This window comes from Acidovorax lacteus, from assembly GCF_039540375.1.
GTDB lineage: Bacteria > Pseudomonadota > Gammaproteobacteria > Burkholderiales > Burkholderiaceae_C > Acidovorax_G > Acidovorax_G lacteus.
Map to the genome: position 1 here is coordinate 1 of NZ_BAABEX010000022.1, position 13,037 is coordinate 13,037.

Below are 13,037 nucleotides of genomic sequence, written 5' to 3' on the forward strand. Positions count from 1 at the left end.
TTTTGCCCCCTGGCAACTCACACCGAAAATTCTCAACCCCACCCAAACCAACCTCCCCACCACCTCAACAGCCCAGCACCCCTTCGAACACCAGACCCCTTCAGCAGCGGGAGGCGAACTATAACACCGTTTTCCAACACCGCGTTCGAAAACTTCAACGAGTCAGCACCCGCCAGCTCAGGCTTAACTCAAAAAGGCCGTCGCGCTAGCGCTACGGCAATCGCAGCCAGCTCAGCGGTATCGTGATCGCCGCCGACCGGTGCGATCAAACCTTCCACTTTTCCAGCAGTTTGTCCGGTGTGAGGCTGTCATAGCCTTCGAACGGTTGATGGATCCACGGATTCGTCGGCAGAAATTCCACCGAGTAGTCGGGCGTGAACTTCGAGATGCCTTTGGTCCAGATCACGGCACTGCGCAGTTCCGTGATGGGTGCGTAATTGGTCTTGAGCATGTCGATCACCGCATGCAGAGTGTGGCCGGAGTCCGCAAGGTCATCGACAAGCAGCACGCGACCCGCGATTTCGCCCTTGGGCGTTGTGATGAAACGGGCAATGTCCAGATGACCCTGCACCGTGCCGGCCTCTGCACGGTAAGAACTGGTCGACATGATGGCCAGCGGCTTGTCAAAGATGCGACTGAGGATGTCTCCGGGACGGAGACCCCCGCGCGCCAGGCACAGGATGGTGTCGAACTCCCAACCTGATTGATGCACCTTCAAGGCCAGCTTTTCAATCAGGCTGTGGTACTCGTCATAACTGACGTACAAGTGCTTGCCGTCTTCGGTCAACATCGCGGTTTCTCCTGGAGCGTTTTGGTGAGCGTAGCCGCTACTGCAACCATCACACAAGGCAGCAGCGGACCTTCGGCATCATGCTTGGTAGGGATGGGTGCGCAGGATGGTGTGCGCACGGTCAGGACTGGTCGAAATCATGGCGATCGGCACGCCGGTCGTTTGCTCAATACGCTCCAGATAGCGGCGCGCATTCTCTGGCAGGCTTTCGTAAACCGTCACACCCACGGTTGAATCGGTCCATCCAGGCATGCGCTCATAGATCGGCTTGCATTGGGCAATTTCGTCAGCCCCCATCGGAAGCAGATCCAAGCGCTCACCATTGAGCTCGTAGCCCACGCAGAGCATCAGCTCATCCAACCCGTCGAGCACATCCAGCTTGGTGATACACAAACCCGAAAGCCCGTTGACCTGTGCGCTGCGCTTCAGGAGCGCGGCGTCGAACCAGCCACATCGGCGGCTGCGCCCTGTGGTGACGCCCTTTTCCGCCCCTACGGTGCTCATGTGATAACCAGGGGTTCCGGGTGTCTGCCAGTCCAGCTCCGTGGGGAATGGCCCCCCGCCCACGCGAGTGCAGTACGCCTTGGTGATACCCAACACATAGTGCAGCATGCCAGGCCCCACACCAGAGCCGGCAGCGGCATTGCCCGCTACGCAATTGCTGGAAGTTACATACGGATAGGTGCCATGGTCCACATCCAAGAGGGTGCCCTGCGCACCCTCGAACAGCAGGTTGGCGCCCTGCTGGTGGGCCTCGTTCAGCTCGCGTGACACGTCTGCCATCATGGGACGCAGCAGCTCGGCATGGCGCATGGCCTCTTCGTACACCACGTCGAACTGCACCTCGCCATCGGCCACATACGGCTTGAGGGTGTCGGCAAAGACCAGCTTGTCGGAGCCCAGGAAGGTCTTGAGTACATGGTTGTGCAGGGCCAGCAGCTCGCGCAGCTTCGCCGCGAACCGGTCCGGGTACTTCAGGTCCTGCACTCGCAGCGCACGCCGGGCGATCTTGTCCTCGTAGGCTGGGCCGATACCACGCCCGGTCGTACCGATCTTTTCCGAACCGCCCTGCTCTCGAGCAGCTTCGCGGGCCACATCCAGAACTGCATGGAACGGCAGGATCAGCGGACAGGCCTCGCTGACACGCAGACGGGATCGCACTTCGACGCCCGCACGCTCCAGCCCCTCGATTTCCTCGAACAATTTGGCCGCAGACAACACCACGCCGTTGCCGATGTAGCACTTGACGCCGGGACGCATGATGCCGCTCGGAATGAGGTGCAGCGCTGTCTTGACACCGTTGATGACCAGCGTGTGACCCGCGTTGTGCCCGCCCTGAAACCGGACCACGCCCTGAGCGCTCTCGGTCAGCCAATCCACCAACTTACCCTTACCTTCATCGCCCCACTGGGTCCCAATGACGACGACGTTGCGCCCTTTGCTGCTATTCATATCCACAGATCCGTATCACTAGAGGGTTTGATATCAAAGGGCGCGAACCACCCACCGACCTTGCTCGGATGCAAGCTCTCGATCGCAGTCGAACTCTTGTACTTCGTTCTCGTGTCCTGGCAGAACACAGACCACCGTTTCACCTTGGGCTCGCAACTGCGCGATGGCTGCAGACAGTTCAGGCGTTTCCAGCCAGGGAGCCCGAATGGCAGCGCGCAATGGCCGAGACGGCACGGCTTCGGCCAGTGGTTTGAGATCGAGACTGAAACCGGCCGCGGGGCGATTGCGCCCGAAGACCGCGCCGACCTCGTCGTAACGCCCACCGCGCACAAGGGCGTCAGTGCAACCCGGTGCGTACATGGCGAACCGCATGCCGCTGTAGTACGCGTAGCCGCGCAAATCACCGAGATCGAAGGTCACGCGCGCGCCCGGCAGACGCTGGGCCAGCCAGCGAAGGGATTCCAGCACCGGGGTCACGCCCGCAACACCCGACAAGGCCAACGCCGCGCGCTCCAGCACCTCGGCACCACCGTACAAGTCCAGCAATGCCATCAGCCCGTTACGAGACGCCGCAGGAAAACGCTCTGTCAGGCGGGCAAGCGTTTTGGCATCCTTGGTGGCCAGGGCCTGGTGAATGTCACTGCGCTGGTCGGCTGACAACTCCACACCAGCCAGCAACGCGCGCACCAATCGCACGTCGGCCAGATCCACGGTGATGTCTTTCAGACCCGCCTTGCTGAGGCAATGCAATGCCAGTTGCAGAACTTCAAGGTCCGCCTCCGGCCCTGCGTGTCCGTAAATCTCGGCCCCGAACTGCAGCGGCTCGCGCGTGGCGTGCGGACGATCCGGCTTGGTGTGCAGCGCCGGGCCGCAATAACACAGGCGGGCCACGCCCTGGCGGTTGAGCAGGTGGGCGTCGATGCGAGCGACCTGTGGGGTCATATCGGCACGAACCCCCAGCGTGCGGCCAGACAACTGATCCACCAGCTTGAAGGTCTGCAGATCCAGCGCCTCGCCGGTGCCAGTGAGCAAAGACTCCAGGTGCTCCAGCAGCGGCGGGATGACAAGCTCGTAGCCGTAGCTGCGCGCTGTGTCCAGCATGCCTCTGCGCAGGTCTTCGATGTGTCGCGCCTGGGAGGGCAGGACATCGGCAATGTGATCCGGCAGGACCCAGGCTGACATGAGAAATCGACGGGCTGTTAAAACAATGATTCTACTTGCTGGGACCAGACGCCCTGCGTGCCGGACAGGCCACGTCCGGCAGCGCCCGGTGGACAGGCTCCCAACAAACACAAAGCCCGCAGCGCGGAGCTGCGGGCTTTGGTCTCATCCGCAACGCACCGATCTCCTGAATGGAAGATCCCGCGCGTCGCAGCGCTTCAGTGGAACTGCTCTTCTTCGGTCGAACCGGTCAGGGCCTTCACGCTGGAAGAACCGCCCTGGATCACGGTGGTCACATCGTCGAAGTAGCCTGCGCCCACTTCCTGCTGGTGCGACACGAAGGTGTAACCCTTCTCACGTGCGGCGAACTCGGGCTCTTGCACCATGTTGACGTAGTGCTTCATGCCTTCGCCGCGGGCGTATGCATGGGCGAACTGGAACGTGTTGAACCAGTTGACGTGGATGCCAGCCAGCGTGATGAACTGGTACTTGTAGCCCAGCGCGGACAGCTCTTCCTGGAACTTGGCGATGGTGGCGTCGTCCAGGTTCTTCTTCCAGTTGAAAGACGGCGAGCAGTTGTAGGACAGCAGCTTGCCAGGGCACTTGGCGTGCACGGCCTGGGCGAACTCGCGGGCAAAGCCAAGGTCGGGCGTGCCAGTCTCGCACCACACCAAGTCGGCGTAGGGTGCATAGGCCACGCCACGGCTGATGGCCTGCTCCAGGCCGTTCTTCACACGGTAGAAGCCTTCTTGCGTGCGCTCGCCCGTCAGGAATGGCTTGTCGTTCGCGTCGTGGTCGCTGGTGATCAGGTTGGCGGCTTCTGCGTCGGTACGTGCCAACACGATGGTGGGCACGCCCATCACGTCGGCAGCGAAACGTGCTGCGATCAACTTTTCAACGGCTTCCTGCGTGGGCACCAGCACCTTGCCACCCATGTGGCCGCACTTCTTCACAGCGGCCAGCTGGTCTTCAAAGTGCACGCCCGAAGCACCGGCAGCGATCATGTTCTTCATGAGTTCGAAGGCGTTGAGCACGCCGCCGAAACCGGCTTCTGCATCGGCCACGATGGGCAGGAAGTAGTCGATGAAACCTTCATCGCCAGGGCCGATGCCGCGCGACCACTGGATCTCGTCGGCGCGCTTGAAGGTGTTGTTGATGCGACGCACCATGGTGGGCACCGAGTCGTAGGCATACAGCGACTGGTCGGGGTACATGGTTTCCGACGTGTTGCCGTCAGCGGCCACTTGCCAGCCCGACAGGTACACGGCCTCCAGGCCTGCCTTGGCCTGTTGCATGGCCTGGCCGGCGGTGATGGCGCCGAAGGCGTTGACATAGCCCTTCTTGGCCTTGCCATTCACCAGATCCCACAGCTTCTCGGCACCGCGCTGGGCCAGCGTGTACTCGGGCTGCAGGCTGCCGCGCAGGCGAACGACGTCGGCTGCGCTGTAGCCGCGCTTGACGCTCTTCCAGCGGGGGTTTTCAGCCCAGTCTTTTTCGAGGGCGGCGATCTGTTGTTCGCGGGTCAGGGAAGCTTTCTGAGACATGAGACAACTCCAGAAGTGGTTGAAAACTGCGGACAGTCAGGAGACCGTCCTTGGGTTCAACTGTAAGTCTTCTATAAGACCTGCACAAGATCTTATGTCTTATACAAGACATAAATTTTTTCTTTTCAATTCAACAACTTACACACCTCATCCCGCCATAAGAAAATTTATTTCCCATATCGAGAAAAGATGCGGCGACGCAACAAGCCTTTATTTCATATGGCAAAAACAAAATCTCATCATGCAGGAAGCCCTCTCTTCCCCTTGCGCCGCATGCTCGTGCCGCACTGCCAAATACGCCTGCCCAGGGTGTCAGTTGCTGCCAGCCATGGCGCGGTCAAGGCCCCCAAGCCCTAACGGGCCTGCTGGGACCACGCCGGCCTCAGGCCTGCAACCAATCTCCAGAGGCGATGCGGGGCGCCGCCGCGCAGCGCCAGGGTGCCACCTCGTACACCAGGCACGGCAACCTATGCCCGGCCACCTCGACGAGCAGTTCTCGCTTGCCGTATTCGTCCCCGGGCCCGGGGGTGATGTCCTCGATGCGATCGAGTACCGCCTCGAGCGCCTGCGGAATCCGGTACACCTCGCCGCACACCTGGCCACCGCCCTGCAACCGCAGCCCAGGGTAAGCCCCCAGGTGGTACAGCACCCCTTCCACGCTGGCGGTGCCCACCCAGGTGGGTGCCGGCCACAGGCGCGTGATGTCGTTCGATCCGCCGTGGCGCAGCGTTCCATACACAAACACATAGCGCGCAGGCGCATCAGGCAGGGGCGAGTCGGGCATGATTCGGCGATGCGCGCAAGCGCGGCAAGAGACAGAGTCCATGAGTCTATTCAACCAACCCAGCCGCCCCGTGGCCTACGCCTGCCTGGCCTTGAGCATGTCGCTCGTGGGCAGCTATGTGGCGCTTTCCAAGCCGTTGGCCGCGGTGCTGCCGGTGTTCCTGCTGGCGTGGATGCGCTTTGGCATCGGTGTCGTGGCCATGCTGCACTGGCTGCGCAAGCCCGCCGACGAGCCGCCCATGGCCCCGCGCACCAAGGCCTTGCTGTTCCTCGAATCGTTGCTGGGCAATTTCCTGTTCACCGTGTGCATGATCTACGGCGTCAGCCTGACCAGCGCCGTCTCCGCCGGGGTGGTGATGGCCGCCATCCCGGCCGCCGTGGCCCTGATGAGCTGGTGGTTCCTGGGTGAGCGCGTGACCCCGCGCACCTGGGCGGCTGTGGTGCTGGCGGTCGCAGGCATCGCGCTGTTTGCGCTGGCACAGCCCGGCGGCGGGCATGGCGCAGGCGCAGAGCCCACCGCCGCGCCCGCCTGGGCCGGAGCGCATGCCGTCTGGATCGGGCACGCGCTGCTGCTGGGCGCGGTGGTCTGTGAGGCGGCGTACTCCGTGATCGGCAAGAAGCTCACCGGGAGCCTCGGGCCCAAGCGCATCACGGCGCTGATCAACCTGTGGGGCTTTGCACTGTCCACCCCGCTGGGCGTGTACGTGGCGCTGGGCTTTGACTTTGCGGCCGTGCCCGCGCCGATCTGGGCCTTGCTGCTGTTTTATGCACTGGCCGCCTGCGTCTGGACGGTGTGGCTGTGGATGACGGGACTCAAGGCGGTGCCCGCGGCACAGGGCGGCATCTTCACTGTGCTGTTGCCGGTGAGCGCGGCCACCGTGGGCGTGGTGGCGCTGGGCGAGCGCTTCACCGCGCTGCAGGCCCTGGCCTTCGCGCTGGCGCTGGGCAGCGTGCTGCTGGCCACACTGCCGGTGCCTGCGCGCCTGCGGCGCAGTGGCGCCGGGTTCTGAACGATCCACCCATCATTTGCTATTATTTTTATAGCTGCTCGTGCTTGATTTATAAGCACGAGCAGCCTTTTTCGCACCAAGGCCTTCAGGCCGCGTGCAGCGGCGTGGCGCTCACCAGCATGCCGTCCTCGTCGGCATACCACCACTCGCCAGGGCGCACCGGCACCCCTTGCACATGCACCAGCACGTCGCGCTGGCCGTCGGTGCGCCGGTCGGTGGGCAGCGGCATCAGGCCCAGGGCGCGGATGCCCACGGCGGCGGCGGCCAGTTCGGCGCGGTCGCGCACGCAGCCGTCCACGACCACGCCTGCCCAGCCGTTGCGGGCCGCAGCGGCAGCCAGATTGCCGCCCAGCAGCGCCCGGCGCAACGATCCGCCACCATCCACCACCAACACGCGGCCCTCGCCTGGGCTTTCGACCGCCGCTTTCACAGGCGTGTTGTCTTCGTAGCACTTGACGGTGACCACCGGCCCCGCAAAGCGGGCCAGGCCGCCGTAGCTGTGGAACACCGGCGGCAGCACGCGCACCCGGCCGCTGGTGTCGGACTTGATCGCATCGCAAAAGTCACAGGTGCTGAAGTCAAAAAGGCTCATGGTTGGGATCTCCGCATCAAGGGCTATCGGGCATTAGGCTGCTCGCAGCCCGTGGGGCCCGCCGCGGCAGCGCAGCAACAAATGGAAGGAAAAAATCGCAGGCAGCGCTTGGAAAGGCAATTCTTTGCCAGTAGCATCGCCCCATCCAGTGGGACTGCAGGTTTTCGCTGGTGAACACAGACGCATCATAGGAAAACCCAACATGGCAACTGCAAAGAAAGCCCCGGCCAAGACGACCGAGGCCGCCGCCAAGAAGCGCACCCCCAACGCCGCATTCATGAAGCCCCTGACGCCCAGCCCCGCGCTGGCCGCCATCGTGGGCTCCACGCCGCTGCCGCGCACCGAAATCATCAGCAAGCTCTGGGTCTACATCAAGGCCCACAACCTGCAGGACGCCAAGAACAAGCGCAACATCAACGCCGACGCCAAGCTCAAAGAGCTGTTCGGCAAGCCCCAGGTCACGATGTTCGAGCTGGCGGGCTTGGTCGGCAAGCACGTCAAGTAAGCTGCATACCCCCCGCGCCACCCGCGCGGACACCCCCCCCAAAGGACCGCCCGTGCGGTCCTTTGTCGTTTCAGGGCCACAGAACAGTGCCAATCAGCGGATTTCAACAGCAACGCAAATGAGAATGAACCGCATTTAGCTTATTATTGCCGGCTGCACGCGCCTGCACAGCCAACCAAGCCAAGCCTCTTGTTCTAGCCACTGCCGCGCCTGTGCTTCTGGTCGCCCGCCCCCATGGCGGGGCGACCACCGCACACCCTGAACTGGAGGATCTCTTGGCACCACAACGCATTCGCCGCGGCAGCAAAGCCCGCGCTCCCCAACTTTCTGTTTCTAGCGCAGCCGACCGCGCCGCACTGCCCCTGGGCGCGCTCATGCTCGCAGCCTCCATGGGCGCGTTAGCGCAGACGGCTCCGACCGACAAGGCCCTGGCCCCCGTCGTGGTCAAGGAGCGCGCCGAAGCGCCCGAGGGCAAAGACAGCGTGCGCGCCACAGAATCCACCATCGGCAAGGGCAAGCAGCAACTGCGCGACATCCCGCAATCGGTCACCGTGGTCACCGAACGCCTGATCGACGACCGCAACCTCGACACGGTCAAAGAAGCGCTCAAGAACACGGCCGGCATCACCTTCCTGGCAGCCGAAGGTGCTGAAGAAGACATCCGCCTGCGTGGCTTTGCGCTGCAGAGCACCGGCGACCTGTTCATCGACGGCATGCGGGACCCGGCCTTCTACGACCGTGACACCTTCAACCTCGACCGGCTGGAACTGCTGCGCGGTTCGGCCTCGATGCTGTTCGGCCGCGGCTCCACAGGTGGCGCGGTCAACCAGGTGAGCAAAATGCCGCGCCTGATCGACGCGCACCAGGTGGACGTGACGCTGGGCAACCACAATTACCGGCGTATTACGGGTGACTTCAACATCCACACGGGCGAAAACGCGGCCCTGCGCCTGAACGCCATGAGCACCACGGCCGACAACAACGGCTCGGGCAGCAGCATCGAGAAGAAGGGCATCGCTGGCACCTACCAGTGGGGCACGGGCACACGCGACGAGTTCGCCATCAGCCTCTACCACCTGGACAACAAGAACGGCATGAATTACGGCATGCCCTGGATCCGGCCCACGACCACCTCGCCTGTGAGCGCCACCACCCTGCTGCCGCTGGACCCGAGCCGCTACTACGGCGCGGCCAGCGACTACAACGCGGGCAACGCCACCTTTGCCACGCTGAGCCACATCCACCGCTTTGACGGCGAGGCCGAACTCAAAACGCAACTGCGCGCCGGTCACTTCGAGCGCGACCAGCGCGCGGGGGCCATCCGCCTGGGGGCCGCAGCCCTGCAGCCGGGCGGCGTCGCGGCGTCGCTGGCCACCTTTGGCCCGGGCACCGTGCTCACGCGCGGCACGCACCTCAAGATCCAGGACATGGACACGGTGCACCTGCAAAGCGACTTCAGCAAGAAGTTCAACGCGCTGGGGGTCCGGCACGAGCTGCTGGCGGGCTTTGACTTTGCCCACGAGCAAAAGACGGTGTATGCCGCGCGCAGCGCCGCCCAGGGTGGCGTGACGATCACAAAACCCAACACCACGGTGGGCACCCCCAACGACGGTGCTGGCGTGGCCGAGGGCAGCCGCGTGCTGCGCACGGCCAACGACTTCGAATCGAAGGCCTGGGGGGCCTATGTGCAAGACCTGATCCAGATCGCACCGCACTGGAAGCTGCTGGCCGGCCTGCGCTACGACAACATGGACGGCAAGTACAACGCGTATGCCATCCCCACCGCGGCGTCGGGCCCGGTCACGACCACCTCGTACCGCCAGAAGATCTCGGAGTGGAGCCAGCGCGCGGGCGTGCTGTACCAGCCGAACGAGCTGCAGTCGTACCACTTCTCGTACGGCACCTCGTTCAACACGTCGGGCGACACGTACTCGTACAGCGCCGCGAACGTGAACACCCCGCCCGAGGCCAGCCGCAACCTTGAACTCGGCGCCAAGATCGACTCGGCCGACAAGCGCTTCACCACCCGCCTGGCACTGTTCCATTCGACCAAGCTGCGTGAGCGCAACACCGACCCCGATCTGAACATCGCCGTGCTCTCGGGCAAGCGCCACGCGGCTGGGGCTGAAATCGATGTGACGGGCCGCCTCACGCCCAAGTGGGAGGTCTATGGCTCATACATGTGGATGCCGATTGCCAAGATCGATGTGGGCGGCGAAGGCGCAGAAGCCCAGGGCGCACGCCCATCGCTCACACCGCGCCACAGCGGCACCGTGTGGACCACCTACCAGATCACACCCCAATGGCGTGTGGGCGGCGGCATCAACTTCCGCAGTTCGCAGACGCCCAACCGCAACCCGGGCTGGGCCGTGCCGGGCTATGTGACGGCCGACCTGATGGCCGAGTACGCCGTGAACGACCGCTACACGATCAAGGCCAACCTGACCAATGTGACCAACAAGCTCTACGCCGACGCTGTTTACAGCGGTCACTACGTGCCGGGAGCCGGCCGCCTGTTCCAGGTTACAGCCAGCGCCAAGTTCTGACCGACGGGCACTGCGCCCATCCCTGCCGCCCCTGCCCGGGGCGGCTTTTTGCTTTTCAAGGAGACACTGCATGCTGCTGGAGATTCCCGCCCTGCTGACCCCCGACGAAGTGGCCCACGCCCGCCGGCTGCTGGAGGACGCCCCCTGGGCAGATGGCCGCGACAGCGCGGGCAGCCAGGCACGCCAGGCCAAGAACAACGAACAGCTTCCGCGCGACAGCGCCGCGGCCCAGGCGATTTCGGCACTCATCATGCAGGCGCTCGACCGCAGCCCACTGTTTCTGACGGCCACGCTGCCCAAACGCATCTTCCCGCCGCGCATCAACCGCTATGGCGGAGCGGCCAATGCCTATGGCGACCATGTGGACAGCGCCATCCGCCAGATGGCGGACCGACGAGAACGCCTGCGCACCGACATCTCGTGCACGGTGTTCCTGTCCGACCCGCACGAATATGAGGGCGGCGAGCTGTGCATCGACGACACATTCGGCAGCCAGGAGATCAAGCTCGCCGCAGGCGACGCGGTGATCTACCCCGGCACCAGCGTGCACCAGGTGCGCCCCGTTACGCGCGGGCACCGACTGGCCAGCTTTTTCTGGATCGAAAGCATGGTGCGCAGCGACGAGCAGCGCCGCCTGCTCTACGAGATGGACATGGCCCTGCTGGCATGGCGGCAGGAGCATGGCGAGTCGCGCTCGACCGTGGCCCTCACGGGCACGTACCACAACCTCCTGCGCATGTGGGCCGACACCTGAGCGCCCCATGCCTGAGACATCCGCCATGCAGCACCTGTCCGATGCCATTTCGCTGACCGACTACGAAACCACGGCCCGCACCCGCCTGCCAGCCGGCCCCTGGGCCTACTTCCAGGGCGGTGCGGGTGACGAGGTCACCATGCGCCGCAATGCCGAGGCTTGGCAGACCCACACCCTGCGGCCCCGGGTGATGCGCGTGCTGGCCGGGGGCCACAGCCGCAGCACCCTGCTGGGCCGACCGCTGGCCTGCCCCGTGCTGGCAGCGCCCGTGGCCTACCAGCGCATGGCCCACGCAGAGGGCGAGATCGGCACCGCGCTGGCCACATCGGTGCTGGGCATGGGCATGGTGCTGAGCACACAGTCGAGCACGCCGCTTGAAGAGGTCGCTAGCGCGGCTGGCGACCGTGCCACGCGCGGCCCGCTGTGGTTCCAGCTGTACCTGCAGCCTGACCTCGGGCTCACCCGCTCACTCGTGCAGCGCGCCGAAGCCGCGGGCTACGACGCCATCGTGCTTACGGTCGACGCGCCCTGCCAGGGCGTACGCGACCGCGAACGGCGCGCGGGCTTTCGACTGCCACCCGGCATCCGTGCGGTACACCTGCCCCCGGCCAGCTCTCAGCCCACCCCGGCAGGCGGGAGCGCTGCCAGCCTGTTCGACGGCCTGCTGGCACAGGCCCCCACCTGGGACGACCTGGCCTGGCTGTGCACCGAGACGACGCTGCCGGTCCTTGTCAAAGGCGTCCTACACCCAGACGACGCGCGGCTGGCCATACAACACGGCGCGGCTGGCGTGATCGTCTCCAACCACGGCGGCCGTACGCTGGACACCGCCCTGCCCACGGCCCGGGCCCTGCCCGATATCTGTGCCGCACTGGAGGGAGCCGTGCCCGTGCTGGTGGATGGCGGAATTCGCCGCGGCACCGACGTGCTCAAGGCGCTTGCGCTGGGCGCGCATGCGGTGCTCATCGGCCGGCCGCTGGTACACGGTCTGGCCTGCGGGGGCACGCATGGGGTGGCCCATGTGCTACGCCTGCTGCACGACGAGTTCGAGGCGGCCATGGCGCTGTGCGGATGTCGGACGCTGAGCGACATCCAGCCCGGGCTGCTGGCCTGAGCGCGCAAGGCAATCCCCACCGCCCGCCAAACCAGACTTTCACGCAATAATTGCAAATGCGACGAATTCTCATTTATACTCACAACATCAATCGTTCGCTGCCCTGTCTGTCCCCATGATCGTCTGTGTTTGCCGCCGCGTCTCCGACCGTGACATTGCGCGCCACGCGCGTGCTGGCATGGGCTTTGACGACATCCAGTTTGAGCTGGGCGTTGCCACCCAATGCGGGCGTTGTGAAGGTTGCGCCCGCGAGGTGATCGCGCAGTGCAGCAGCTCCCAACCCGTGGCCGCGGTGCACAACAGCGTGGCGCCTGTTGTCTGGCATGCCACCGAGCGCTCTCCCGCATGGCCTTCGTCTCTACACTCGCAGGCAGCCTGATCCTGGTGGCCGCAGCTGCGTGGTGGGTGTTGCGCTGCGACGCCTGAGACCGTAGGGCCCATGCTGCGCGGCTGGCTCGCCGGCCGCCGGTGCCACCGTTCCTCTTTTTTATGTCTGCGACCGACCGCTTCTCCTATCCTGCACGCACCCAGCGCAATGCGCTGATCGCTGGCTCCATCGTGCTCGCGCACGTGGCGGTGATCTGGGCCATCCAATCGGGCCTGGCCCGCAAGGCGGTCGAAGTCATCGTGCCGGCCGAGTTGCTCAGCGAATTCATTGCGCCCCCCGCCCCGCAGGTGGCTCCGCCGCCACCCGCGCCGCCGGCACCGGCCACCCCCAAGCAGCCTGTGCCCAAGGCCGCGGCGCCGCGCCCAGCCCCACAGCCACTGGCCATTGCCGACCCGACC

The 13,037-nt window shown here is 64.6% G+C and carries 12 protein-coding genes and 1 pseudogene; 7 read left to right on the forward strand and 6 right to left on the reverse strand.

The genetic code is table 11. The annotated features are described in order from the left end of the window. Positions 1-265: 265 nt before the first annotated feature. The 5 genes from ABD866_RS10820 to ABD866_RS10840 all read right to left on the reverse strand — a co-directional run bounded on the left by ABD866_RS10820 (position 266) and on the right by ABD866_RS10840 (position 5,731). Entirely contained in the window at positions 266-790 is a 525-nt protein-coding gene (locus tag ABD866_RS10820; protein ID WP_345064562.1) for a phosphoribosyltransferase, read from the reverse strand. A gap of 78 nt (positions 791-868) precedes the next feature. Beyond that, a complete protein-coding gene (locus tag ABD866_RS10825; RefSeq protein WP_345064565.1) occupies positions 869-2,242 on the reverse strand; it encodes an adenylosuccinate synthase in 1,374 nt (457 codons plus the stop codon). 33 nt (positions 2,243-2,275) lie between these two features. Further along, entirely contained in the window at positions 2,276-3,424 is a 1,149-nt protein-coding gene (locus tag ABD866_RS10830) for an ATP phosphoribosyltransferase regulatory subunit (protein ID WP_345064568.1), read from the reverse strand. A 197-nt stretch (positions 3,425-3,621) separates the two neighbouring features. After that, positions 3,622-4,947: an isocitrate lyase gene (gene aceA / locus ABD866_RS10835; protein ID WP_345064571.1), complete on the reverse strand. Its 1,326-nt coding sequence runs from the start codon at positions 4,945-4,947 to the stop codon at positions 3,622-3,624. Between the two features lie 382 nt (positions 4,948-5,329). Then, entirely contained in the window at positions 5,330-5,731 is a 402-nt protein-coding gene (locus ABD866_RS10840; protein WP_345064574.1) for a gamma-glutamylcyclotransferase family protein, read from the reverse strand. 40 nt (positions 5,732-5,771) lie between these two features. On the opposite strand from ABD866_RS10840, the gene ABD866_RS10845 reads away from it, so the two are divergent. After that, on the forward strand, positions 5,772-6,740 hold the full coding sequence (locus tag ABD866_RS10845) for a DMT family transporter (RefSeq protein ID WP_345064577.1): 969 nt from the start codon (positions 5,772-5,774) through the stop codon (positions 6,738-6,740). Positions 6,741-6,825: 85 nt separating this feature from the next. Here ABD866_RS10845 and rraA read toward each other — a convergent pair whose 3' ends face one another. Next, complete coding sequence (gene rraA, locus ABD866_RS10850; RefSeq protein WP_345064580.1) at positions 6,826-7,332, reverse strand: ribonuclease E activity regulator RraA; 507 nt, start codon at positions 7,330-7,332, stop codon at positions 6,826-6,828. Positions 7,333-7,534: 202 nt separating this feature from the next. On the opposite strand from rraA, the gene ABD866_RS10855 reads away from it, so the two are divergent. The 6 genes and pseudogenes from ABD866_RS10855 to ABD866_RS10880 all read left to right on the forward strand — a co-directional run. After that, on the forward strand, positions 7,535-7,837 hold the full coding sequence (locus ABD866_RS10855; protein WP_345064583.1) for an SWIB/MDM2 domain-containing protein: 303 nt from the start codon (positions 7,535-7,537) through the stop codon (positions 7,835-7,837). A gap of 374 nt (positions 7,838-8,211) precedes the next feature. After that, positions 8,212-10,383, forward strand: a complete 2,172-nt coding sequence (locus ABD866_RS10860) for a TonB-dependent receptor (RefSeq protein WP_345064591.1) — start codon at positions 8,212-8,214, stop codon at positions 10,381-10,383. 70 nt (positions 10,384-10,453) lie between these two features. Then, positions 10,454-11,137, forward strand: a complete 684-nt coding sequence (locus tag ABD866_RS10865) for a Fe2+-dependent dioxygenase (protein WP_345064586.1) — start codon at positions 10,454-10,456, stop codon at positions 11,135-11,137. A gap of 7 nt (positions 11,138-11,144) precedes the next feature. Further along, the gene (locus tag ABD866_RS10870) at positions 11,145-12,251 is read left to right on the forward strand and encodes an alpha-hydroxy acid oxidase (protein ID WP_345064588.1); all 1,107 of its coding nucleotides are present in this window, start codon (positions 11,145-11,147) and stop codon (positions 12,249-12,251) included. Between the two features lie 115 nt (positions 12,252-12,366). Continuing rightward, positions 12,367-12,630, forward strand: coding sequence for a (2Fe-2S)-binding protein (locus ABD866_RS10875; protein ID WP_345064589.1), 264 nt, complete (start codon positions 12,367-12,369; stop codon positions 12,628-12,630). A gap of 110 nt (positions 12,631-12,740) precedes the next feature. Next, a pseudogene (locus tag ABD866_RS10880) lies at positions 12,741-13,037 on the forward strand (energy transducer TonB); the annotation flags it as partial.

Excerpts from the sequence above, each read along its gene's own strand:
- ABD866_RS10820 (WP_345064562.1), bottom strand. The coding sequence starts at position 790 with ATGTTGACCGAAGACGGCAAGCACTTGTACGTCAGTTATGACGAGTAC.
- ABD866_RS10825 (WP_345064565.1), bottom strand. The coding sequence starts at position 2,242 with ATGAATAGCAGCAAAGGGCGCAACGTCGTCGTCATTGGGACCCAGTGG.
- ABD866_RS10830 (WP_345064568.1), bottom strand. The coding sequence starts at position 3,424 with ATGTCAGCCTGGGTCCTGCCGGATCACATTGCCGATGTCCTGCCCTCC.
- aceA (WP_345064571.1), bottom strand. The coding sequence starts at position 4,947 with ATGTCTCAGAAAGCTTCCCTGACCCGCGAACAACAGATCGCCGCCCTC.
- ABD866_RS10840 (WP_345064574.1), bottom strand. The coding sequence starts at position 5,731 with ATGCCCGACTCGCCCCTGCCTGATGCGCCTGCGCGCTATGTGTTTGTG.
- ABD866_RS10845 (WP_345064577.1), top strand. The coding sequence starts at position 5,772 with ATGAGTCTATTCAACCAACCCAGCCGCCCCGTGGCCTACGCCTGCCTG.
- rraA (WP_345064580.1), bottom strand. The coding sequence starts at position 7,332 with ATGAGCCTTTTTGACTTCAGCACCTGTGACTTTTGCGATGCGATCAAG.
- ABD866_RS10855 (WP_345064583.1), top strand. The coding sequence starts at position 7,535 with ATGGCAACTGCAAAGAAAGCCCCGGCCAAGACGACCGAGGCCGCCGCC.
- ABD866_RS10860 (WP_345064591.1), top strand. The coding sequence starts at position 8,212 with ATGCTCGCAGCCTCCATGGGCGCGTTAGCGCAGACGGCTCCGACCGAC.
- ABD866_RS10865 (WP_345064586.1), top strand. The coding sequence starts at position 10,454 with ATGCTGCTGGAGATTCCCGCCCTGCTGACCCCCGACGAAGTGGCCCAC.
- ABD866_RS10870 (WP_345064588.1), top strand. The coding sequence starts at position 11,145 with ATGCCTGAGACATCCGCCATGCAGCACCTGTCCGATGCCATTTCGCTG.
- ABD866_RS10875 (WP_345064589.1), top strand. The coding sequence starts at position 12,367 with ATGATCGTCTGTGTTTGCCGCCGCGTCTCCGACCGTGACATTGCGCGC.